General features: G+C 72.7%; 19 protein-coding genes. 15 read left to right on the top strand and 4 right to left on the bottom strand.

Annotated features, from left to right (window positions below):
* Positions 1–170: 170 nt before the first annotated feature.
* The 6 genes from pal to glmM all read left to right on the top strand — a co-directional run bounded on the left by pal (position 171) and on the right by glmM (position 7,527).
* Entirely contained in the window at positions 171–665 is a 495-nt protein-coding gene (pal, locus tag ACTJK8_RS11350) for a peptidoglycan-associated lipoprotein Pal (protein WP_012321252.1), read from the top strand.
* Positions 666–812: 147 nt separating this feature from the next.
* Positions 813–1,802: a tol-pal system protein YbgF gene (gene ybgF / locus ACTJK8_RS11345; protein ID WP_012321253.1), complete on the top strand. Its 990-nt coding sequence runs from the start codon at positions 813–815 to the stop codon at positions 1,800–1,802.
* A gap of 89 nt (positions 1,803–1,891) precedes the next feature.
* Positions 1,892–2,929, top strand: a complete 1,038-nt coding sequence (tilS, locus tag ACTJK8_RS11340) for a tRNA lysidine(34) synthetase TilS (RefSeq protein WP_440761942.1) — start codon at positions 1,892–1,894, stop codon at positions 2,927–2,929.
* A gap of 48 nt (positions 2,930–2,977) precedes the next feature.
* A complete protein-coding gene (ftsH, locus tag ACTJK8_RS11335) occupies positions 2,978–4,900 on the top strand; it encodes an ATP-dependent zinc metalloprotease FtsH (RefSeq protein WP_012321255.1) in 1,923 nt (640 codons plus the stop codon).
* 404 nt (positions 4,901–5,304) lie between these two features.
* Positions 5,305–6,117 carry a sulfite exporter TauE/SafE family protein gene (locus ACTJK8_RS11330; protein ID WP_012321256.1) on the top strand — a complete coding sequence of 271 codons (813 nt, stop codon included), beginning with the start codon at positions 5,305–5,307 and terminating at the stop codon, positions 6,115–6,117.
* A 69-nt stretch (positions 6,118–6,186) separates the two neighbouring features.
* Positions 6,187–7,527, top strand: coding sequence for a phosphoglucosamine mutase (gene glmM / locus ACTJK8_RS11325; RefSeq protein ID WP_024828841.1), 1,341 nt, complete (start codon positions 6,187–6,189; stop codon positions 7,525–7,527).
* An 81-nt stretch (positions 7,528–7,608) separates the two neighbouring features.
* On the opposite strand, the gene ACTJK8_RS11320 is transcribed toward glmM, so the two are convergent.
* Positions 7,609–7,950, bottom strand: coding sequence for an MmcQ/YjbR family DNA-binding protein (locus ACTJK8_RS11320; protein ID WP_029358665.1), 342 nt, complete (start codon positions 7,948–7,950; stop codon positions 7,609–7,611).
* A 278-nt stretch (positions 7,951–8,228) separates the two neighbouring features.
* Between ACTJK8_RS11320 and ACTJK8_RS11315 the strand changes: the two genes are divergently transcribed.
* From ACTJK8_RS11315 to ACTJK8_RS11305, 3 genes are all read left to right on the top strand, one after another.
* Positions 8,229–9,221: an outer membrane protein gene (locus ACTJK8_RS11315; protein WP_012321259.1), complete on the top strand. Its 993-nt coding sequence runs from the start codon at positions 8,229–8,231 to the stop codon at positions 9,219–9,221.
* Positions 9,222–9,485: 264 nt separating this feature from the next.
* The gene (locus ACTJK8_RS11310) at positions 9,486–10,430 is read left to right on the top strand and encodes an outer membrane protein (protein WP_043074557.1); all 945 of its coding nucleotides are present in this window, start codon (positions 9,486–9,488) and stop codon (positions 10,428–10,430) included.
* A gap of 31 nt (positions 10,431–10,461) precedes the next feature.
* Entirely contained in the window at positions 10,462–10,704 is a 243-nt protein-coding gene (locus ACTJK8_RS11305) for a hypothetical protein (protein WP_029358663.1), read from the top strand.
* Between the two features lie 16 nt (positions 10,705–10,720).
* On the opposite strand, the gene ACTJK8_RS11300 is transcribed toward ACTJK8_RS11305, so the two are convergent.
* Positions 10,721–11,269, bottom strand: a complete 549-nt coding sequence (locus ACTJK8_RS11300) for an HNH endonuclease (RefSeq protein ID WP_440761941.1) — start codon at positions 11,267–11,269, stop codon at positions 10,721–10,723.
* A 509-nt stretch (positions 11,270–11,778) separates the two neighbouring features.
* Between ACTJK8_RS11300 and ACTJK8_RS11295 the strand changes: the two genes are divergently transcribed.
* Positions 11,779–14,511: a DUF3772 domain-containing protein gene (locus tag ACTJK8_RS11295; protein ID WP_043074558.1), complete on the top strand. Its 2,733-nt coding sequence runs from the start codon at positions 11,779–11,781 to the stop codon at positions 14,509–14,511.
* Here the strand turns inward: ACTJK8_RS11295 and ACTJK8_RS11290 are convergent.
* The gene (locus ACTJK8_RS11290; protein ID WP_440761940.1) at positions 14,464–15,573 is read right to left on the bottom strand and encodes a diguanylate cyclase domain-containing protein; all 1,110 of its coding nucleotides are present in this window, start codon (positions 15,571–15,573) and stop codon (positions 14,464–14,466) included. The genes ACTJK8_RS11295 and ACTJK8_RS11290 overlap by 48 nt on opposite strands.
* Before the next feature lie 186 nt (positions 15,574–15,759).
* Here ACTJK8_RS11290 and ACTJK8_RS11285 point away from each other — a divergent pair, with 186 nt between their 5' ends.
* Together ACTJK8_RS11285 and ACTJK8_RS11280 are read left to right on the top strand one after the other, a co-directional pair.
* Complete coding sequence (locus ACTJK8_RS11285; RefSeq protein WP_059409031.1) at positions 15,760–16,239, top strand: CAP domain-containing protein; 480 nt, start codon at positions 15,760–15,762, stop codon at positions 16,237–16,239.
* Positions 16,240–16,705: 466 nt separating this feature from the next.
* Complete coding sequence (locus ACTJK8_RS11280) at positions 16,706–18,481, top strand: glucan ABC transporter ATP-binding protein/ permease (protein WP_012321266.1); 1,776 nt, start codon at positions 16,706–16,708, stop codon at positions 18,479–18,481.
* A 99-nt stretch (positions 18,482–18,580) separates the two neighbouring features.
* Here ACTJK8_RS11280 and ACTJK8_RS11275 read toward each other — a convergent pair whose 3' ends face one another.
* Positions 18,581–19,468, bottom strand: a complete 888-nt coding sequence (locus ACTJK8_RS11275; RefSeq protein ID WP_012321267.1) for a YihY/virulence factor BrkB family protein — start codon at positions 19,466–19,468, stop codon at positions 18,581–18,583.
* 273 nt (positions 19,469–19,741) lie between these two features.
* Between ACTJK8_RS11275 and ACTJK8_RS11270 the strand changes: the two genes are divergently transcribed.
* The 3 genes from ACTJK8_RS11270 (at position 19,742) to ACTJK8_RS11260 (ending at position 22,638) form a co-directional block, all read left to right on the top strand.
* Positions 19,742–20,650: a DMT family transporter gene (locus ACTJK8_RS11270; RefSeq protein ID WP_012321268.1), complete on the top strand. Its 909-nt coding sequence runs from the start codon at positions 19,742–19,744 to the stop codon at positions 20,648–20,650.
* 113 nt (positions 20,651–20,763) lie between these two features.
* Entirely contained in the window at positions 20,764–22,314 is a 1,551-nt protein-coding gene (locus ACTJK8_RS11265; RefSeq protein WP_440761939.1) for an FAD-dependent oxidoreductase, read from the top strand.
* 117 nt (positions 22,315–22,431) lie between these two features.
* Complete coding sequence (locus tag ACTJK8_RS11260; RefSeq protein ID WP_012321270.1) at positions 22,432–22,638, top strand: hypothetical protein; 207 nt, start codon at positions 22,432–22,434, stop codon at positions 22,636–22,638.
* Positions 22,639–22,645: the final 7 nt, after the last annotated feature.

The following is a 22,645-nucleotide window of genomic DNA, read 5'->3' as shown; positions in this document are numbered from 1 at the left end:
GGGTGTGTCAGCGCACGCCGTCGACCGGTGCGGACCGTCACCACGCCCCCGCGCCGCGCGGCGGAACCGTCGCTTAACCAACCCCGCCTACCAACGGCGCCAGGAATACGCGGACCCGCCTCGAAGACCAGCAGCCGGCCTTCGGCACCGCTCGAGGAGTTTTTCAGACCATGCCCCAGCGTTTCCGCGCCGCCGCCCTCGGCCTCGCGCTCGTCGCCGCCCTCGGCCTGGGCGCCTGCAGCAACGACAAGGACCTCGCCGACGCCTCCGCCTTCGGGGCGGGTGCCGCGACCCCCGGCAGCGCCCAGGACTTCGTCGTCAATATCGGCGACCGGGTCTTCTTCGAGTCGGATTCCACCGACCTGACGCCCACCGCGACCGCGACCCTCGACAAGCAGGCCGCGTGGCTGCAGCGCTACCCGCGCTACACCTTCATCATCGAGGGCCACGCCGACGAGCGCGGCACCCGCGAGTACAACTTCTCCCTCGGCGCCCGCCGGGCCCAGGCGGTGAACGACTACCTCGCCACCCGCGGCATCGCGGCGAGCCGGATGCGGACCGTGTCGTACGGCAAGGAGCGGCCGGTGGCGGTGTGCAACGACATCTCCTGCTGGTCGCAGAACCGCCGCGCGGTGATCGTCCTCGACCGCGGCGCCGGCGCGTAAGCCGCCGCGCGGCCGCGCTCCGGCGGCGGCTCTCGGGCCGCCGCCTCCGATCGATGCTCTCGATCACACCTTCGGCCGCGCCGCAGTTTTGCCGCGGTGCGGCGCATCTGTTAGGGCCTCGCGCCGACACCGGACCGCAGCCGAACCATGCCCGCCCGCCTTCGCACCCGCCTCGCCCTCGCCACCGCCCTCGGTGCCGCGCTCCTCGGCCACCCGGCCGCCGCGCAGGACGCTTCGGAACTGGTGGTGCGCCTCGGCCGCATCGAGAACCAGTCCCGGATGATGGCGGGACAGATCGAGACCCTCCAGTACGAGAACCGCCAGCTCAAGGAGCAGCTGCGCAAGTTCCAGGAGGACGTCGAGTACCGCCTGAACGAGGGCAAGGGCGGCAAGCCCTCGGCCGCCCCCGCGCCGTCGGGCCCCGTCAACGGCGGCAACCCGGGCGCCGGCCGCCCCGGCAAGCGCGGCGACGCCTTCGACCCGTCGCAGGCCCCCGGCGCCCCCGGCGCCCCGATGCAGCTCGGCAGCACGCAGCCCTCCGCGCCGCTGCCCCGCCGCGAGGCCGAGGAGGCCGCCGAGGCGGCGCCGCGGCCGCAGCGCCTGCCGCAGGGCGCGATCGGCGAGCCGAACGAGGAGGACGCGGAGGCCGGGACCTCCGGCTACGACGAGCCGGTGGACCTGCGGCCGCCGGCCCGGACCGGGGCGATCCCGGCGCGGCCCTCCGAGAGCGTGGCGGCGACCCGGACGGGCGATCCGGCCGCCGATTACGACGCCGCGGTCGAGCTGTACCGCGCCAAGCAGTACGAGCAGGCCGAGATGGGCCTGCGCCAGTTCATCCAGTCCCATCCCCGCGACAACCGCGTCGCCGGCGCGACCTACTGGCTCGGCGAGAGCTACCTCGCCCGCGGCCGCAACCGCGAGGCCGCCGAGCAGTTCCTGAAGGTCTCGACCGACTACGCCCGCTCCTCCCAGGCCCCCGACGCCATGCTGAAGCTCGGCGTCACGCTCAACGCGCTCGGCGCCCGCGAGCAGGCCTGCGCGACCCTGGCCGAGCTGGACCGGAAGTTCCCGAATGCCGGCAGCGGCGTCCGCCAGGGCGTCGCCCGCGAGCAGAAGCGCGCCCGCTGCGGCGCCTGAACGCCTCGGGCGATCTGAGCGACGCGGGCGACCCGGTCCTCGGCGCCCTCCGCCCCTGGCTCGACCCGGCCGCGCGCGGCGGGCGGGGCGTGCTCCTCGCCGTCTCGGGCGGTCCCGACTCGAGCGCCCTGATGCACGCCGCCGCGCGCCTGCGCGACGCGACCGGCGCGTCCCTGCGGGTCGCCACCGTGGATCACGGCCTGCGGCCGGAATCGGGCGCGGAGGCCGAGGCCGTCGGCCGCGCCGCCCGGGCGCTGGGCCTGCCCCACGCGATCCTGACCTGGGCGGGCACGAAGCCCGGCACCGGCCTGCAGGACGCGGCCCGCAGGGCCCGCTACGCCCTGCTCGCCGCCCATGCCGAGGCGGTCGGCGCCGGTCTCGTGCTGACGGGCCACACGCGGGACGACCAGGCCGAGACGGTGCTGATCCGGCTCGCGGCCGGCAGCGGCCCCGCGGGGCTCGCCGGCATGCGCGCCGAGCGCGACCTCGGCCCCGGCCTCGCCCTCGGGCGCCCGTTCCTGCACCTGCCGAAGGCGAGCCTGGTGGCGTGGTGCGCGGCGCGCGGCATCGCCTACGCGCGCGACCCCGCCAACGGCGATCCGCGCTTCGCCCGCGGCCGCCTGCGGGCGGCCTGGCCGGCCCTGGAGCGCGAGGGCCTGACCCGGGCGCGCCTCGCCCGGCTCGCCGAGCGGGCCGCCCGCGACGAGGCCGCGCTCCGGAGCGCGGCCGAGCAGGCCCTCGACGGGGCGCGGCGATCCGGGCCGGAGACGGGCGCGGAGCTGCGCCTCGACGGGCGCGCCCTGGCGGTCCTGCCGGACGCCGTGGCCCTGCGCTGCCTCGATCTCGCCCTGGCCCGGGCCGGCGCGGCGCCGCGCCGCCTCGAGCGCCTCGAGACCCTCGTCCTCGAATCGCTCCTGCCGGCCCTGCGCCGCGGGGAGCCGGTCCGCCGCACCCTGGCGGGGTTCCTCGTCTCCGCCGACGCGGGCGGGACCGTGAGCCTCGCCCCGGCGCCGCCGCGCCGGCACGGGCCCGCAGGTGCTGCCCTCGCCGCAGGGTCCCCCGACTTACTTGGCAAGGGGGAGCCCCCCGCCTACATTGGCGAGGTGTGCACGGATGGACCGGAATAGCCGCGTGGCAGGTCCGTCCTGGGGGTCGCACACGCCAGGGATTGATCGATGAACCCGAATTTTCGCAACTTTGCCTTGTGGGTCGTCATCTTCCTGCTGGTGCTGGCTCTCGTCACCCTGTTCCAGAACCCGGGGCACCGGGGCGGCGGCAGCGAGATCGCCTACAGCCAGCTCCTGAACGACGCCGATGCCGGCAAGATCCAGTCGGTGGTGATCTCCGGGCAGGACGTGTCCGGCACCTACGTCGGCGGCGGCAACTTCACGAGCTACGCGCCCAACGACCCGAGCCTGGTCTCCAAGCTCCAGGGCAAGGGCGTGCAGATCACGGCCCGCCCGCCGTCCGACAACACCCCCTGGTTCATCCAGCTGCTCGTGAGCTGGCTGCCGATCCTCGTCTTCATCGGCGCCTGGATCTTCCTCTCGCGCCAGATGCAGTCCGGCGCCGGCCGCGCCATGGGCTTCGGCAAGTCGAAGGCGAAGCTCCTGAACGAGGCCCACGGCCGCGTCAGCTTCGACGACGTCGCCGGCGTGGAAGAGGCGAAGGAAGATCTCCAGGAGATCGTCGAGTTCCTGCGCGACCCGCAGAAGTTCCAGCGGCTCGGCGGCCGGATCCCGCGCGGCGTGCTGCTCGTCGGCCCGCCCGGCACCGGTAAGACCCTGATCGCCCGGGCGGTCGCGGGCGAGGCCAACGTGCCGTTCTTCACGATCTCGGGCTCGGACTTCGTCGAGATGTTCGTGGGCGTCGGCGCGAGCCGCGTGCGCGACATGTTCGAGCAGGCCAAGAAGAACGCGCCCTGCATCATCTTCATCGACGAGATCGACGCGGTCGGCCGCCACCGCGGCGCCGGCCTCGGCGGCGGCAACGACGAGCGCGAGCAGACCCTCAACCAGCTCCTCGTGGAGATGGACGGCTTCGAGGCCAACGAGGGCGTGATCATCATCGCGGCGACCAACCGCCCCGACGTGCTCGACCCGGCCCTGCTGCGTCCCGGCCGCTTCGACCGCCAGATCATGGTGCCGAACCCGGACGTCACCGGCCGCGAGCGCATCCTGCGGGTCCACGTCCGCAAGGTGCCGCTGGCCCCCGACGTCGACCTGAAGACCATCGCGCGCGGCACCCCGGGCTTCTCGGGCGCCGACCTGATGAACCTCGTGAACGAGTCCGCGCTGCTGGCCGCCCGCCGCGGCAAGCGCATCGTGACGATGCACGAGTTCGAGGACGCCAAGGACAAGGTGATGATGGGCGCCGAGCGGCGCACCCTGGTGATGACCGAGGACGAGAAGCGGCTCACCGCCTACCACGAGGGCGGTCACGCCATCGTGGCGCTGAACGTCCCGGCCACCGACCCGGTGCACAAGGCGACGATCATCCCCCGCGGCCGGGCGCTCGGCATGGTCATGCAGCTGCCCGAGCGCGACAAGCTCTCCATGAGCTTCGAGCAGATGACCTCGCGGCTGGCGATCATGATGGGCGGCCGCATCGCCGAGGAGATGATCTTCGGGCGCGAGAAGGTGACCTCGGGCGCGCAGTCGGACATCGAGCAGGCGACGCGTCTCGCCAAGATGATGGTGACACGCTGGGGCTTCAGCCCCGAGCTCGGCACCGTCGCGTACGGCGACAACAACGACGAGGTCTTCCTCGGCATGTCGATGGGCCGGCAGCAGTCGGTCTCCGAGTCGACCGCCCAGAAGATCGACGCCGAGGTCCGCCGCCTCGTGGAGACCGGCCTGGAAGAGGCGCGCCGTATCCTGGCCGAGCACAAGGACGACCTGGAGGCCCTCGCGCAGGGGCTCCTCGAGTACGAGACCCTCTCGGGCGAGGAGATCCGCAACCTGCTCAAGGGCCAGCCCCCGATCCGCGACGGCGGCGACGTGCCGCCGACCCCGGCCCGGGGCTCCTCGGTCCCCTCGGCGGGCCGCGGCCGGCCGAAGGAGAGCGACGGCGGCCTGGAGCCGCAGCCGCAGGCCTGAGACCGCGCGGTCGGATGAGCGAGGAGGGCGCCGCGAGGCGCCCTTTTTCGTGCCGGACCGGGATTTCACCTGGATCGGGCGCCGGTTTCCTCTCCCGTGCGGGGGAGGGACGGCGTGAGGGATCAGGCCGGCCCGAGGGTGGCTCGACGCGGGCGCGCGGCAACGGTCCGCCCGATCCGGGGCCGTCGTATCCCTCACCCCAACCCTCGCCCGAACGGGACAGGGGGCGCGTCGGGCCTCTCCTCCGCGTCGGCGTTCGACCGCGACGCGTGACCATCCTCGCATCGCCCCTGACAAACGGGCCCTCCTGTCGGCAGATCGACGTCGTCAGCTTGGCCGGAGGCTCGGCGGCGTCTGCCGAATCGGAAACACAGGACCGTTCCACAGGCCGTAGCCAGATCCCGATGCCGGTCTCGACCTATCTCGTCGTCGCCCTCGGCGCCGTCGTCGCCGGCTTCGTGCAGGGCCTGTCGGGCTTCGCCTTCGGGCTCACGGCCCTGTCGATCTGGGCCTGGGTGATCGACCCGCAGCTCGCCGCCGTGCTGGCCGTCTCCGGTGCCTTCACGGGCCAGGTCATCGCCGCGGTCTCGGTCCGGCGCGGGTTCGAGCCCGGGCGCCTCGCGCCCTTCATCCTCGGCGGCCTCGCCGGCATCCCCCTCGGCGTCCTCCTGCTGCCGCGGCTCGACGCCGACTGGTTCAAGATGCTCCTCGGCCTCCTGCTGGTGGTCTGGTGCCCGACCATGCTCCTCGCCCGGAACCTGCCGCGGATCACGGCCGGCGGCCGGCTCGCCGACGCCGCGGTGGGTCTCGGCGGCGGGATGATGGGCGGGCTCGGCGGCTTCACGGGCGTGCTGCCGACCCTCTGGTGCACCCTGCGCCGCTACGAGCGCGACGTGCAGCGCTCGGTGATCCAGAACTTCAACCTCGCGATGCTCAGCGTGACCCTGGCGACCTACCTCGCCGCGGGGCTCGTCACCCGGGCGACGCTGCCGATGCTGGCGGTGATCCTGCCGGCGATGCTGGTCCCGACGCTGCTCGGCACCCGGATCTATCTCGGCATCGGCGAGGTCGCCTTCCGCCGGCTCGTGCTCGGCCTGCTGACCGTCTCGGGCCTCGCGCTGGTCTCGGCCTCGGCGCCGCGGCTCCTGCAGCGTGCCGGGCGCCCCATTTCGACCGCCTTTGTCGGGGAGCACCCCGTTGACTCTGCCGGCCGCTGAGCCGCCGGCGGGCGCGATAACCTGCTAAGCTGTGCCCGGTCCGCGAGACCGGGCGCCGGAGACGTGATGGTGCGCAAGTATTTCGGAACCGACGGCATCCGGGGCCGGGCCAACGGCGTGATCACGCCGGAACTCGCCCTCAAGGTCGGTCAGGCCGCCGGCCTCGTGTTCCAGCGCGGCGACCACCGCCACCGGGTGGTGATCGGCAAGGACACCCGCCTCTCCGGCTACATGATCGAGACCGCGCTCGTCGCCGGCTTCACCTCGGTCGGCATGGACGTGCTGCTGCTCGGGCCGGTGCCGACGCCGGCCGTGGCGATGCTGACCCGCTCCATGCGGGCCGATCTCGGCGTGATGATCTCGGCCTCGCACAACCCGTTCGAGGACAACGGCATCAAGCTGTTCGGGCCCGACGGCTTCAAGCTGAACGACGCGATCGAGCACGAGATCGAGGGGCTGATCGACGCCGACATGCACAAGCGTCTCTCCGGCTCGAACGACCTCGGCCGGGCCAAGCGCATCGAGAGCGTGCACGCCCGCTACATCGAGTTCGCCAAGCGCACGCTGCCGCGGCAGGTGACCCTGGACGGGCTGCGGGTCGTGGTCGACTGCGCCAACGGCGCGGCCTACCGGGTCGCCCCCGAGACCCTGTGGGAACTCGGCGCCGAGGTGATCGCCATCGGGACCGAGCCGGACGGGTTCAACATCAACCGGGATGTCGGCTCGACCGCGCCCGCGGCCCTGATCGACATGGTGCGCGAGCGCCGGGCCGATATCGGCATCGCGCTGGACGGCGACGCCGACCGGGTGCTGATCGTGGACGAGAAGGGCCAGGTGGTCGACGGCGACCAGCTCATGGCCGTCGTGGCGCGCTCCTGGAAGGAGGACGAGCGCCTGACGCAGCCGGGCGTGGTGGCGACGATCATGTCGAATCTCGGCCTGGAGCGCTTCCTCGGCGGCCTCGGCCTGAGCCTGGCCCGCACGGCGGTGGGGGACCGCTACGTCCTGGAGCACATGCGGGCGCACGGCTACAATCTCGGCGGCGAGCAGTCCGGCCACATCATCATGTCGGACTACACGACCACCGGCGACGGCCTCGTGGCCGCCCTGCAGCTCCTGAGCGTGGTGCAGCGGCAGAACCGGCCCGTGAGCGAGGTCTGCCACTGCTTCGACCCGCTGCCGCAGATCCTCAAGAACGTCCGCTACCGGAGCGGCGAGCCCCTGCGCGAGGACAGCGTGGTCAGCGCCATCGAGCACGCCCGCGAGCGGCTCGGCAATGCCGGCCGCCTCGTGATCCGCCCGTCGGGCACCGAGCCGGTGATCCGCGTCATGGCCGAGGGCGACGACCGCGGCCTCGTCAACGCGGTGGTCGACGAGGTGGTCGACGCCGTCACCCGCGCGGCGGCCTGAGGCCGGAGCCTCAGAGCGGCCCGCAATCCCGGCTCCGCCCCCGGGGCCGGGCGCGCCGCATCGGGGCGGGATCGGTCCAGGTCAGCCCAGGTCGGCGTAGGCGGCGCGCAGCTCCGCGGGTGCGGTCATCCGCCACGCCCCCAGCAGCGCCGCCCGCAGGGTCTCTTCCGGGCAGAGGTCGAGGTCGAGATTGGTCCAGCCCCGCCGCCCCCAGGCGCCGTCGAGCGGCGCGAACAGGTCCGGCTCGGCCTCGCACAGGGCGGCCTGATCGGCGGGCGCGAGGCGCAGCACCACCCGCGCCTCCTCGACCCAGAGGGTCGCGAAGACCCGGCCGCCGACCCGGAAATCCGGGTTGCCGCTGTGGGCGCCCGCCACCGCCTCGGGCAGCATCAGCGCCAGGATGCGCACGTCGTCGGGCCCCATGCGGATCGCTCAACTCCCGCGCGGCCCGGGCGGCCGGGCGACGCCGATCGGGTCGCCCACGCGGCCCTTCCCCGACAGATGAACTGCGCCGACCTGGCGGCGCGACGCGGCGGAAACAAGCAAGTCTCGCCCGGTTACCCGTTTCGACAGCTCGGCAACGGATGCGCAAGGCTAACATTTAACGTTAAGCCGGATTTAAGACGTTCCTTCCATCCTGCCCTCGTACCCCGGGACCGCGCGCCGCGCGTCCGGCTCACGAGTCCAGTGAAGGAATCTCCATGGCCCGCTCCAAGCTGAACGCTTTGGTGCGTAGCCTGACGCTCGCGGCGAGCGTCGGCGCGCCCTGCCTCGCCGCGGCCGCGGATCTGATGCTCCCGCCGCCCCCGCCTCCGCCGCCCCCGCCGATCGAGGTCGGCGGCGGCTGGTACCTGCGCGGCGACGTGGGCGCCAGCATCTACACCCGTCCGCGCTACAGCGACGCCTACGACTACACCGGCTACGCCGAGTCCAACCGCGCCTTCGGCAACGCGGTCGGCGGCGGCGGTTTCGCGGGCGTCGGCGTCGGCTACCAGTTCACCCCGTTCCTGCGCGGCGACATCACCGGTGAGTACCGCTACTCCACCGGCCTGCGCGGCAGCGAGTACTACAAGGGTCCGGATTTCGATAACGGGCTCGGGTCGTACGGCGTGAACAAGTCGAGCGGCAACTTCGACTCCGCGGTGGTTCTGGCCAACGCGTATTTCGACCTCGGCACGTGGTACGGGATCACGCCGTTCATCGGCGGCGGCGTCGGCTACGCGTTCAACCACGTCTCGAGCTACTCGACCAACCAGCAGTTCACCAGCCCGACCTACGGCTACGATTACGCGAACCCGATCTACGGCTGCGGCTGCGGACAACCCTCCTACAACTACGCGCCGGTCTACGACGCGAACGGCAACGCGGTCTACAACACCAACAGCGGCAGCAAGTTCTACAAGGACAAGACCAGCGGCAGCCTCGCCTGGGCGCTCCACGCCGGTCTCGCCTACAACGTGACCGACGCGCTGAAGATCGAGCTGGCCTACCGCTACCTGAACCTCGGCAAGGCCGAGACCGGCCCGGGCTTCGTCCCGTGCTGCACCGGCAGCCTCCAGGCGATCAAGATCAAGGACATCGAGGCGCACGACGTGAAGATCGGCCTGCGCTACTACCTCGGCGGCGTCGTGGCGGCCCCGCTGCCGCCGCTGATGCCGGAGCCGGTCCCCGGCCCGCTGGTGCGCAAGTACTGATCGCACCTCGACCGCGATCCCACTGACAGGCGAAACGGCGCGGAGGGTCTCCGCGCCGTTTCGCGTTTCGGCGCCCCGTCGCGACCGGGTCTGTTCTCGGCCGGTCCTCGGCTGGTTTTGGCCAGCCCAATACGCGCCGGGACTGGCATCCCCGGATCGGGACTGACCTGTCGCAGTCGAGCAACGGAGAATTAAGGTTACCGGCATATCACCGTGTCGAGGCTCGATCCGCCATCCGTCTCTTTCCGTCCCAGGACGATCCCGATGCGTACCGTCACCTTTCCGCTGCTGGCGGTTCTCGGTCTCTGCGGCGTGAACACCGCGCGCGCCGCCGATCTGGACTACGATTACCTGCGCGGCGCCGATTACGACCCGGTCCCGGCCCCGGTGGTCGACTGGAGCGGCGTGTATGTCGGCGGCCACGGCGGCTTCACCTCCGGCGGCCTGTCGCAGCGCAACGCGATGCAGTCCACGCTGGCGAATTACTTCAGCTATCGCGACATCGAGAACGAGTTCAGCGTCTCAAAATTCCTGTCGCTCCCCGGCACGCGGACGCGCGGGGCCAGCTTCGGTGCCTTCGCGGGCTTCAATGTGCAGTTCGACGGGATCGTCCTCGGCATCGAGGCCGACTACACGCACACGGACCAGAACAGCTGGTCGACCAACGGCATCAACCGGATCGTGACGACCGCCGCCGGCAACTCCGAGTCGGTGAACCTGTTCGGCACGTCGAACACGCGGATCGAGGATTACGGCACCATCCGGGGCCGCGCCGGCTACGCGTTCGGCAACCTGCTCCCCTACGTCACCGCCGGTGCCGCGATCGGCCGCGTCACGATCAACGATACCGTATCGGTCCAGAATTACGGCTACAGCGCCACCACCTACGCGGCGAACCAGGCCCTGACCACCGGGCAGCCCGCGGCGGTCTACCAGCACGGCTACGCGAGCTTCAATCCGAACTTCCCGCTCAACAACTCGACGCCGGCCGGACAGGGCGCCCAGACCGTCCCGTACGCGCCGACGCCGCTGACCGCGAATGCCCGGACCAAGACCATCGGCGGCGTCGCCCTCGGCTTCGGCCTGGAATACGCCATCACGCCCAATATCCTTGTGCGCGGCGAGTACCAGTACGTGCGGTTCCAGGACTTCAACGGTCACAACGCCCAGTTGAACACCGTCCGGGGTGGCGCGGCCGTCAAGTTCTGACCCTTCCTCCCGCGCCGGCCGGATCCTGACCATGATTGACCGTCTCTCGAGGCTGTGGCCCCTGACGTCGCGCGCCGCGCTGCTCGCCGGTCTCGTGCTCGTCCACGGACCGGCCTTCGCGGAGCGCCGCGAGGCGCATCACCCGATGCGCCGGACCGTGCGGGTGCGCCCGCTGCCCGCCGTTCCCCCGCCCGTCCTGGTACGGGATTACCTGCCGCGCAATCTCAACGTCCCGATGTACAACGAGCCGCCCCGCCGCGCGCCGGCCTGGTGACGCCTCCGCGCCGCCCTCAGTTCTCCAGCTCGCTGTCCCAGTAGAAGTAGTCGAGCCAGGTGTGATGGTACTGGCGGTGGTCGAACTCGGGCTGCCGGTGGTGCAGCTCGTAGCGCGTCGGCCGCCGGGGCTCGGTCATCAGCGGCATGTCCGCCTCGTCCGGCGTGCGGTTGGCCTTGCGCAGGTTGCAGGGCGAGCAGGCCGCCACGACGTTCTCCCAGCTCGACAGGCCGCCCCGGGAGCGCGGCACCACGTGGTCGAAGGTCAGGCCGCCCGAGGGCAGCCGCAGGCCGCAATACTGGCAGCTGAAACCGTCGCGCAGGTAGATGTTGTAGCGGGTGAAGGCCGGGCTGCGGGCCAGCGCCACGTAGTTCTTCAGCGCCACCACGCTCGGCACCCGCAGGGCGCGGGAGGGCGAGCGCGCCTCGACGTCGTAGCTCGCCACCAGGGTGACGCGGTCGAGGAACAGGGCCGTGAAGGCGTCCTTCCACGACCAGAGGGAGAGCGGATTGTACGAGAGCGGCCGATAATCCGCGTTGAGGACGAGGGTTTGGAGATCCATCATCGGCGCGACTCTTCGGACTAGCTCTAGCGCGTGAGACGCGCGGGACCATGCCGCCGCCCCGCCGGCCCGTCCGAACCGGCCCGGGGCCGATGCAGGACGAGCCGGCGCGCGGAGCGACGGCTTGACGGGAGAGACGGAGGGAACAACAGGGCGACGGGCCGGCGCGCGGGGGCGCCGGTCGATGCGGTAGCATCCGGAACGCGGCCGGGCCGGGCCGGCATCGCCACCGGCCGCGCCCTTTCGCGTAGCAACGAAAAGGCCCTGTCCATCAGGTGTTCATCTAATCCCAGCGTGACACCCTTGTGAAGCTTTTCCGGATGAGCCCCGGGGACGCACCCACAGCGGGCTCGCAGAGACGGGACCCGGTCCGGGGTGGGCAGGGGCACGGTTTCGCCCTATTGCTCGCCCAGAGCGCCCGGCCGCCAGGAGGCCCGCCCGGTCCCCGATCGCCGCCGATTCGCCGATGCCGGACTCCGGCCGGCCGCCGCGCGCCCGACGAGAGGTTGCTCATGCATCGTATCCCAGCGCGGACCCGGAAGCCGGAGGGCGCCCCGCGCCCGTCCCGCGCCCTCGCCCTGCTCGCCGCGCTGGTGTTCGCAACCCCGGCGGCCCTGGCCCTGCCGGCCTTCGCGCAGGATCCGGCGCCCGCCGCCAAGTCCGCCGACCAGAAACCCGCGGATCACAAGCCTGCGGACACCAAGGCCGCCGACACCAAGGCCGCGCCCGAGGCCAAGCCCGCGGACGGCAAGGCACCCGACGCGCAGGCGACTGGCGCGAGACCGGCCGACGCGAAGCCCGCGCCCCCGCCGGCCGCGAAGGCCGAGGTTCCCGAGCAGTTCAAGAAGGTCCGGGCCAAGCTCGACGCCGCCAAGGCCGAGCTCGACGCCCGCGAGAAGCAGCTCGGCCACGCGGAGCTGACGGTCGTCGACCTCAACGCCATCCGCGACAGCGCCGTCACGGTCACCGACGAGATCCGCACCCTGGTCACCCGGCTCGACGCGCCGCTGGAGGCCGCGCGCGAGCGCCTGGCCCAGCTCGGGCCGAAGCCGAAGGACACCCAGGAGAGCGCCGACGTCGCCGCGGAGCGCGCCGAGCGCGAGGCCGCCGTCACCCGCATCGACGAGACCCAGCGCCTCGCCCGCTCCCTGGTGGTGCAGGGTGACCAGATCGTCGACCGGGTCTCGAACCGCCGCCGCGAATCCTTCACCCGCGACCTGCTCCAGCGCTCCCAGCCGCTGGTCGGCCCCGGTCTCTGGACCAAGGTGATGGGCGACGTGCCCCGGGACACGCGCGCCCTGCAGAGCGCCGTGTCGGATATCGGGCTGCTGTTCTCCCGCAACGGCAGCCTCGCCAACCTGCTGTTCCTGGGCCTCGCCTTCGGGATCTCGGTGGCGCTGTATTTCGGCCGGCGCAACATCGCCCCCAAGGGCGCCCGCCGGGACGCCACCAAGACCGATCCGTCGCGGCGCGCCGTGATGCTCGCCGCCTGGCGGGTGATCCTGCTCGGCACGGTGCCGGCCGTGGCCGGGTCCTACGCGGTCTACTACGCCCTCGATTCCACCAACCTGCTGCCGTCCCGGCTCCTGCCGGTCGCCGCCGCGATCCTCGGCGGCCTCGCCTTCATCGCCTTCGTGGAGGCCCTCTGCGACGGGCTGCTCAGCCCCGAGAAGCCGGCCTGGCGGCCCGCCCCGGTGAGCGACGCGGCGGCCACGCGCCTGACCCGGCTCGCCGTCGGCATCGCCACGGTGATCACCGTGGTGAAGTCCGTCGAGGCGCTGAACTCCGGGATCTCGGCGGCCCTGCCGATCTCCATCGCCACGCGGGGCATCGGCGCGGTCGCCACCGCGCTGATCCTCGCGGTCGGCCTCCACCGCTTCGCCGACACCGAGCAGGAGGAGGAGGCCTGCTTCGGCCCCTACGTGCCGACCAAGACCACGACGGGCATCGGCGGGCCGGCCCGGCTCCTGGGCTGGGCCGCGGTGGCGCTGATCGGGCTCGGCGCGCTGGTCGGCTACGTGGCCTTCGCGGCCTTCCTGATCGACCAGCTGATCTGGGACGCGGCCGTCCTCGTGCTGCTCTACCTGCTGGTCCAGAGCGTCGACATCTTCGTCGGCCGCGCGCTCAGCGACGAGACGCGGCTCGCCACCACGCTCCAGGCCAATACCGGCCTGCGCAAGCGCTCGCTCAACCAGATCTCGGTCCTGACGACGGGCGCGACCCGGCTCGTCCTGTTCCTGGCGGCCGCGGTCCTCGTGCTGGCGCCCTGGGGGCTCGATTCCACCGACATCGTCTCGTCGGTCCGGCAGGCCTTCTTCGGCTTCAAGGTCGGCGACGTCACGATCTCGCTCTCCAGCATCGCCTTCGGGATCGGCATCCTGGTGGTCGGCGTGTTCATCACCCGCGGGGTGCAGCGCTGGCTCGAGAACACCTACCTGCCGGCCACCGACCTCGACGCCGGCCTGCGCAACTCGATCACCACGGTGGCGGGCTATTGCGGCTTCCTGATCGCGCTGGCGCTCGCCTTCTCGTATCTCGGCCTGAGCCTGGAGAAGCTCACCATCGTGGCCGGCGCCCTGTCGGTCGGTATCGGTTTCGGCCTCCAGTCGATCGTCAACAACTTCGTCTCCGGCCTGCTGCTCCTGTGGGAGCGCCCGATCCGGGTCGGCGACCAGGTGGTGATCGGCGATTCCGAGGGTATCGTGAAGCGGATCTCGGTCCGCTCGACCGAGATCCAGACCTTCGACCGCTCGGCCGTGATCGTGCCGAACTCGAACCTGATCTCCGGCGTGGTCAAGAACCGGGTGCGGGGGGACCGGACCGGGCGCGTCAGCATCACGGTCAGCGTCCTGCGCAACCAGGATCCGGTGCGCGCCGCCGAGATGATCACGGCCTGCGCGCAGGGCCATGCCGACGTCCTGAAGGAGCCGCCGCCCCGGGTGGTGTTCAAGAAGATCGGCGACCCGTTCCTGGAATTCGAGCTCCTCGTCTGGATCGTGGACGTGAGCCTCGGCCAGAAGGTGGTGACCGACCTGAACTTCTCGGTGTTCGCGACCCTGTCGGAGGCGGGCTTCATCCCGCCGCTCGGGCCCGGCTCCAGCATCGTCACCGTGCAGGGCCTCGACACGATGCAGAGCGCCATGGGCGAGATCGCCAGCCGCTTCATCCAGCCGGCCGCGCTCCCCGAGGGTGGCGAATCAGCCCGGCCCCCGCGCGACCGCGGTCTGCGCAGCGCCGGCGCCTGACCGGCCGCCGCCGCGGGCGATCCGGACGGTGTTCCCGCCCGCGTCCTTGGCGGCGTAGAGCGCCGCGTCCGCCCGCCCGAACAGCCGGGCGGGGCCGCCGCCCGCGGCCGTCCCCGCGGCCGTCCCCACGGCGATCCCCACGGAGGCGCCGATCCGCAGCCCGTGGCCGCGATACGGGACCGGTCGGCTCAAGGCGGCCACGATCCGCCGTCCGCGCTCGACCAGCCCGGACGGGTCGACGGGCGCCCGCAGGAGCACGGCGAACTCGTCGCCGCCGATGCGGGCCACGAGGGTCGCGTCCCGGCAGACGGCCGCCAGCCGCGCGGCCGCGCGCCTGAGGCACAGGTCGCCGGCCGCGTGGCCGTGGATGTCGTTGACCGGCTTGAACCCGTCGAGGTCGATCAGCAGCAGGGCGCCGAGCGGCTCCGGACCGGAGCCGGCCGTCCCGGTCCGGAACTGCGCCGCGCACTGCGCCGCGAACTGCGCGTCGAAGCCGCGGCGGTTCGCCAGCCCGGTCAGCGGGTCGCACTCGGCGCGCCGGCTCAGCTCGGCCAGCCGGCCGATCTCCTCGGTGACGTCCTGCTTGGTTCCGAAGAGGCGGGTCGGGCGCCCGTCCTCGGACTCGACCGCGGCGCGGATCCGGATCCAGCGTCGCCGGCCTCCGGCCAGCACCTCGGCGTCGAGCGCGAAGGCGCCGCCCCGGGCGATCGCCCGGTGCCGGAGCGTCTCCAGCAGGCGCCGCGAGGCCGGCTCGTAGAGGTCCAGGATCCGGGGCCGATGCAGGGCCGCGCCTCGGGGAACGCCGAACAGGTCGTGGACGCCGCCGGACCAGTCGAGGGCACCGTCGCGCAGGCGGCAGGACCACAGGCCCATCCCGGCGTCCGCCAGGACCCGCTCCTGCCGCGCCAGCAGGCCGGCCTGCTGGCGGATGATCGCCCGCTGCAGGGCGCAGGCGGCCGCGGCCTCGGCGACCGCCTCGTCCGCGGCCGACGGGTCGGCGCGCCCGCGGACGGATCGGTCGCGGGGCGATTTCACCAGGGCCAGGGAACGCGCGGTCGTCATCGGTGTGCGGTTTTAGACCCAAGGCCTTTGAGGAAGCCCTAATCGTCCGATGCGCGGCCGCCCGGCAACGCCTATATGCCGCCCGGGCGGCAGGGCCGTCGCAGGGATGGGTAAGTCGTGACGAGACGCGATCGGGACGGTCGACATGCGGGGCGCGGGCTCGGCCGGATCAGGACCGGGGCCCGGATGATCGGCCCGGCCGCGCTGTCGGCGGCGCTGCTGGGCGGCTGTGCCGCCCAGCCGCCGAGCAGCGCGGCGCTGCCGAGCATCTACCTGCCGCTCGCCAGCAACAGCGCGCATGTCGACGTCGAGGCGGCCCGCGACATGATCTCGTCCTATCGCCGCAACCGCGGCGCGGCGCCGCTGACGGTTGATCCCGAGTTGCAGCGCCTCGCCGAGGCCGAGGCGGCCGCCATGGCGCTCGCCGACCGGCCGAGCCGGGCCCAGACCGTCAAGGCCGCCGTCGAGCGGCTCGGCTACGCGAACGTCAACGCCAACCTCTCGGCGGGCTACCACACCCTGGCCGAGGCCTTCTCGGGCTGGCGCGAGAGCCCGCCCCACGACGCCACCATGCTGGCGCCCGGGGCGACCCGGATGGGGATCGCCACCGCCTACGCGCCGGGCTCGAAGTACAAGGTCTACTGGGCGCTGCTCACCGCGAAGTAGCGGCGCCCCGCCGGCCGGCACGGAGGGGCATGGAGGGGCATGGAGGGGGCACCATCGGCTCGGTGTCGGCCTTGCCGGCGGCGGAGGCGAATCTGTCGTCCGGAAGGCCGGCCGCCGTCGATCATGATCAGCGCGAGCGCCGCGCCGCCGCCGAGCAGTCGGGTGCCGGTTGCGCGATCCGTGGACGATGATCCGGCGGGCTCTCCGGGTGGAGCGGCACCGCCCTCGCAGCCGGGACGCGAGGGGTCCGCGTCAACCTTCGGGAAACTTTGCTGAAGCAACGGTGCGGGCGACTGTTTCGAACCTGTATCGGCCCGTCATCGCCCGTTCAGGCAGGCGCTGGCATACCCGTTTCGTACGAGGGGTTTGACTCGGATCTGGCGCTTATGCCGGCCGCGCGGATCTCCTCGGTGAAGGCGTGAGACCCGGGTCACACGGGCCGCGCCAGGGGTGGCGGAGCGGTACGATGGTTCGTCTGTACGGGCGGGTCCTGGGATTTCTGAAGGCGGAGCGGCGGCTGGCCATAGGCTTGGCCGTCACCAACGTGGTCCTGGCGATCGCGGCCTTCGCCGAGCCCCTGCTGATGGGCCGGATCATCGACCAGCTGACCCATCTCAAGCGCGGCGGCGACGCCATGGGCACGATGCTGCCCCTGCTCGCCGCCTGGGTGGCGTTCGGCTTCTTCACCATCGCGGCGGGCGTGTTCATCGCGCTCCACGCCGACCGGCTCGCGCATCGCAACCGCCTGTCGTCGATGGCGAGCTACTTCGAGCACGTCCTCGACCTGCCGCTCGCCTTCCACTCGGCCAACCATTCCGGCCGCGTCCTGAAGGCGATGCTGGAGGGCACGAACGGCATGGCGTGGCTGTGGCTCGGCTTCTTCCGCGACCACCTCGTCGCCCTGGTCTCGCTCGGCGTGCTCCTGCCGATGACCCTGTTCATCAACTGGCAGCTCGGCTCGATCCTGGTGGTGCTGGTGCTGGCCTTCACGGCGCTGACCACCTTCGTGATGCGCCGGACCGAGACGCTGCAGGGGCAGGTCGAGGCGTTCAACTCGGGGCTCGCCGCCCACGCCTCCGACGCGCTCGGCAACGTCGCGGTGATCCAGTCCTTCACCCGCGCCAAGGCCGAGAAGGAGGCGATGCGCGGCATCATCACCAACCTGCTCGCCGCGCAGATCCCGGTCCTGTCCTGGTGGGCGCTGGCGAACGTGGCGACCCGGGCGTCGGCGACCATCACCATGACGGCGATCTTCGTCACCGGCATCTGGCTCTACCAGGCCGGCACCACCACGGTGGGCGAGGTCGTGGCCTTCATGAGCCTCGCCACCGCCTTCGTGGCCCGGCTCGACCACGTGGTCGGCTTCGTCAACGGCCTGTTCCAGCAGGCCCCGAAGATCGCCGAGTTCTTCGAGATCTACGACACCGTCCCGGCGGTGGCCGACCGGCCGCACGCCCGGCAGGTCGCCCGGTTCGAGGGCGCGGTCACCTTCGACGACGTCGCCTTCTCGTACGACGGAAGGCGCCAGGCGCTCGACGGCGTCTCGTTCACCGCCAAGCCCGGCGAGACGATCGCGCTCGTCGGCACCACCGGCTCGGGCAAGTCGACGACGCTCGGCCTCCTGCACCGCAGTTTCGACCCGGCCGCCGGTTCGATCCGGATCGACGGGATGGACATCCGCGACGTCGGCCTCGCCTCGCTGCGCCACAACATCGGCGTGGTGTTCCAGGAGCCGATGCTGTTCGCCCGCTCGATCCGCGAGAACCTGCAGGTCGGCTGCCCCGACGCCACGGACGCCGAGATGCTCGACGCCCTGGAGCGGGCCCAGGCCAGCGCCTTCATGGCGCGCCAGCCCGCCGGGCTCGACACGGTGATCGGCGAGCGCGGCCGGTCGCTCTCGGGCGGCGAGCGCCAGCGGCTCTCGATCGCCCGGGCGCTCCTGAAGAACCCGCCGATCCTGATCCTCGACGAGGCGACCTCGGCGCTGGACGCCGCCACCGAGCGCAAGCTCCAGGGCGCCCTGGAGACCGTGATGGAGGGGCGGACCACCTTCGTGATCGCCCACCGCCTCGCGACGATCCGCGACGCCGACCGGATCCTGGTGTTCCACGAGGGCCGGATCGTCGAGGCCGGGACCTTCGACCAGCTGGTGGCCGAGGGCGGCCGCTTCGCCGAGCTCGCCCGGGCGCAGTTCATGGCGACCGAGGCGGATGCCGAGGAGGGGCTGGCGCTGGCGGCGTGAGGACGCGCCGCCGCCGGGCGCACCGCGTCGCCGGGATCGCGCGCGGAGCCCCGCTCCTGTTCCCGCGCGGGCGCGGGTGAGGGCCGGCACCCCTCGGGATCAGGCGCCCGACCCCGAGGCACCCGTTCCGGCCCTCCGGCCCTCCATCTCGGCCCGGCGCGCCAGCATCTTCGCCTGCAGGCGGCTGCGGCGGGCGGCGATGACCGTGCCGTTGATCTCGCCGCCGAACAGGAACATGGCGGCGAGCCAGTAGAGGAAGACCAGGAACACCATCGCGGTGGCCAGCCCCCCGTAGGTCGACGCGTAGGCGTTGGAGAACCGGTCGAGGTAGTAGCCGAAGCCGAGGCCGGCGAAGAACCACAGGACCAGCGTCACCCCGATCCCCGGCAGCACCGACAGGATCGAGCGCCGCCCGGCCGCGACGAACTTGTGGGCGATGACCAGCACGACCGCGAGCAGCAGGGCCGTGACGGCGATCCGGCCGATCGCCACCGTCAGGCTCAGGGGCTCCAGACCGGGCGCCACCAGGACGACGTTGCGCCAGATCAGCGGCCCCAGCACCACGAGCAGCGCGAAGGCGAGCATCGCGAAGGCGCCGCAGATCACGTAGCCGATCGATTCGAGGCGGGTCAGCCACCAGGGCCGGCTCTCGCGCAGGCCGTAAGCCCGGTTCAGCCCGACCCGCAGGCTCTCGACGCCCGAGGAGGAGAAGTACAGGGCGAACAGCGCGCCGAGCGTCAGCACGCCGCTGCGCTGCTCGGTGAGCACCCGGTGGACCTCGCCGACGATCGGCTTGGCGATCTCCCGCGGCCACGCGTCGAAGATCAGCACCCCGGCCTCGTCGGCCAGCGACTGCGTGCCGAACAGGCCGGCCAGCGCCGCCAGCAGGATCAGGAACGGGAACAGCGAGGTCAGGCTCGAGAGCGCGATGTGGCTCGCGATCGCCCAGCCGTCGTGGGAGACGAAGCGCTGCGCGGCGACGCCCATGACCTGTAATCCGCTGCGGAGAGGTTTCACGGGTGTCCAACCATCCTCGATCGCGCGATCCTCGGGGCTATCCTCTCGGGGAGAGGCCCGCCGATGAACGGCGCCGGCACCCGCGCGTCAACGCCGCCGGCCCGCTCCGGTCCCGATCGGCGGCCGGTGACGCGTCCGCGCCACGCCGGCGCCGGCCGTGGCCGCGCCCTGCCCGCGCCCTGCCCGCGCCCTGGCCGCGCCTCGCCCGGCCGGCGAGATCACCGTTGCGCCAGGCGCGCCGGCATGCTCCGTCCGGCGGCCATGCCGATGCTCCCACGCCCGTCGACGCTCGCGTCCGGCGCCCTTCCGGCGCTGTTCATCCCGATCTGGGCCACGGGCTTCATCTCGGCCCGGGCGGTGGTGCCGCACGTCGATCCGCTCGCCTTCACGGCCGTCCGCTTCACCGCCGTCGCCCTGGTGCTGGCGCTGATCGCCGCGGCCGCCCGGGTGCGCTGGCCGGGGGACCGGGCAGGATGGCGCGACCCGGTCATCGCGGGCTTCCTGATGCAGGGGGTCTACCTGTCGGGCGTCTTCTGGGCGGTGAGCCACGGGCTGCCGGCCGGCATCGCGGCCCTCGTCGGCAGCCTCCAGCCGCTGCTCACCGCGCTCCTGGCGCAGCCGCTGCTGGGCGAGCGGGTCAGCGGCCGGCGCGCGCTCGGGATCCTCATGGGCTTCGTCGGCACGGGCCTCGTGCTCGCCCCGAAGCTCGGCGCCACGGACCCGTCCGGGATCCCGCCGGCGGCGCTGGCCGTCAGCCTCCTGGGGGTGCTGGCGCTGACCCTCGGCACGCTCTGGCAGAAGCGCACCGGCGGCCGGGTCGATCTCCTGGCCGGCGCGACCCTCCAGTTCGTCGGCGGCATGGCCTGCGCCATCCCGCTGGCGCTCGCCTTCGGCGGCACCGCGTTCGACCCGGCGCCGGCCCTGTGGCTCGGCCTCGGCTGGGCGGTCCTGGTCAACTCGGTCGCGGGGATCCTGCTGCTGCTGGTGCTGATCCGGCGGGGGGCGGTGGCGGGCGTCGCCGCCCTGTTCTTCCTCGTGCCGCCGGTCGCGGCCGTGCTCGGCTACCTGCTGTTCGGCGAGGTTCTGACCCCGGTGCAGGGCGCCGGCATGGCGCTCGCCGCCCTCGGCGTGGCGGTGGCGAGTCGCGGCTGAGGCCGCCGCTGAGGCCGCCGCCCCTGCGACGGAAGGCGCGGAAACCCTTCGCGCCCTCGCGGTTTGGTGCGCGCGGGCCGGCTCGGCCCGGGCCGGCACCGCGCGAGGCGAGGATGAACCAGGACAAGCCCCGCGAGGTTCGCCTCGCCCTCGACGCGATCCCCCTCGGCGGCAAGGCCGAGGGCAAGGCCGGCGACGACGCGGTGCTGTTCGTGCGCGACGCCGACGGCGTGCGCGCGTTCCAGGCGAAGTGCCCGCATCTCGGGGCGCCGCTGGCCAAGGGCGAGATCTGCGGCGGCCGGCTCTACTGCCCCTGGCACAAGGCGGCCTTCGCGGTCGCCGACGGCGGCCTGGAGGAGCCGCCGGCACTCGAGGCGCTCACCCGCTATCCCGTCCGGATCGAGGGCGGCGAGGCGGTGGCGACGCTGACCCCCGAGCCGGTCCCGGCGCGGCGGGCCGAGGCCCCGGTCGGGACGGTCCTGATCGTCGGCACCGGCGCGGCGGCCGTGGCCTGCATCACCACCCTCCGGCGCGACGGGTTCGCGGGGACCATCACGATGGTCGGCCGCGAGGGCCACCCGCCCTACGACCGGACCAAGCTGTCCAAGCAGTTCCTGGCCAAGCCGACGCCCGCGGAGAAGACCCTGCTGGAGCCGGACTTCGCGGCCGCCCACCGCGTCGAGCGGGTCGTGGCCGAGGCGACGCGGGTCGATCCGGCCGGCCGCAGCGTCGCGCTGTCGGACGGGCGCACGCTCACCGGCGACGCGCTGCTGATCGCCACCGGCAGCCGCGCCGTGATGCCGGATCTCGAGGGAAAGGACCGCGACGGCGTGATGACCCTGCGCAGCCTCGACGACGCGGTGCGGCTCAGCGCCGCGGCGGAGCGGGCGACGCGCGTCGTGGTGATCGGCGCGGGCTTCATCGGCCTGGAGGCGGCGGCCTTCCTGACCAAGCGCGGCCTGTCGGTGACGGTCCTGTCCCGGGAGGAGATCCCCTTCGCCAAGCGCTTCGGCGAGGCCGTGGGCGCGGCGCTGAAGCGCTACCACGCCGGCAACGGCGTGACCTTCGTGACCGGCACGGTCGCGCGGATCGCCGGAACCGGGTCGGTCGAGGCCGTCGAGACCGAGGACGGCGCGCGGCTCCCGGCCGACCTCGTGCTGATCGGCGCCGGCGCCGCGCCGGAGACCGGGATCGTCGCCGGGGTGGAGCCGGACGAGGCCGGCGGCCTCCCGGTCGGCGCCGACCTGAGGCTCGCCGACAATGTCTGGGTCGCGGGCGACATCGCGTCCTTCCCGGAGCGCGCCAGCGGCATCACGGCGCGGATCGAGCACTGGCGGCTGGCGCAGCAGCACGGCACGCACGTCGCCCGGGCGATGCTCGGCGCCACCGGCGTCTTCGCGGGCGCGCCGTTCTTCTGGAGCAACCAGGGCGACAAGCGCCTGGATTACGGCGGCTACGCGCCGGATTTCGAGCGGATCATCCTGCAGGGCGACCCGGCGGCGCTCGACTTCATCGCCTACTACGTCCGCGAGAACCGCGCGGTGGCGGCCTGCAGCATCGGCCGCAACCCGGCCTTCACGGCGTTCCTCCACCTGCTGGGCGAGGGCCGCGTGCCCGGCCCCGACCAGATCGAGGTCGGCGCCGATCTCGCCGCCCTGGTGTGATGCCGCGGCGCGACAGCAGCGCGACATCAGCGCGGCCGGGCCGGTGGAACCAGGTCCGGCGGTCCCTCTTTCGGTAGACGCCCGCCGTCTCGAGAGCCGGGCCCGCCGGGAGGCCCCATGAACCAGATCATCGTCGTCGCCCTCATCTGCGCCGCCTCCGTCCAGGCGCCGGACTGCTCGCGCGAGACCGCCATCGACGTGGTCACCGGCCCGGCCCACACGCTCCAGGAATGCCTCGTCCAGGGGCCGGTCCTGGCGGCCAATGCCGGCTTCAAGGGCGAGGACGGGTCCTACCTGAAGACCCGGTGCGAGCAGAGGCGCTGACCCGACG

This window comes from Methylobacterium sp. 22177, from assembly GCF_052045615.1.
GTDB lineage: Bacteria > Pseudomonadota > Alphaproteobacteria > Rhizobiales > Beijerinckiaceae > Methylobacterium > Methylobacterium radiotolerans.
This window is presented reverse-complemented; position numbering and strand designations above follow the sequence as displayed.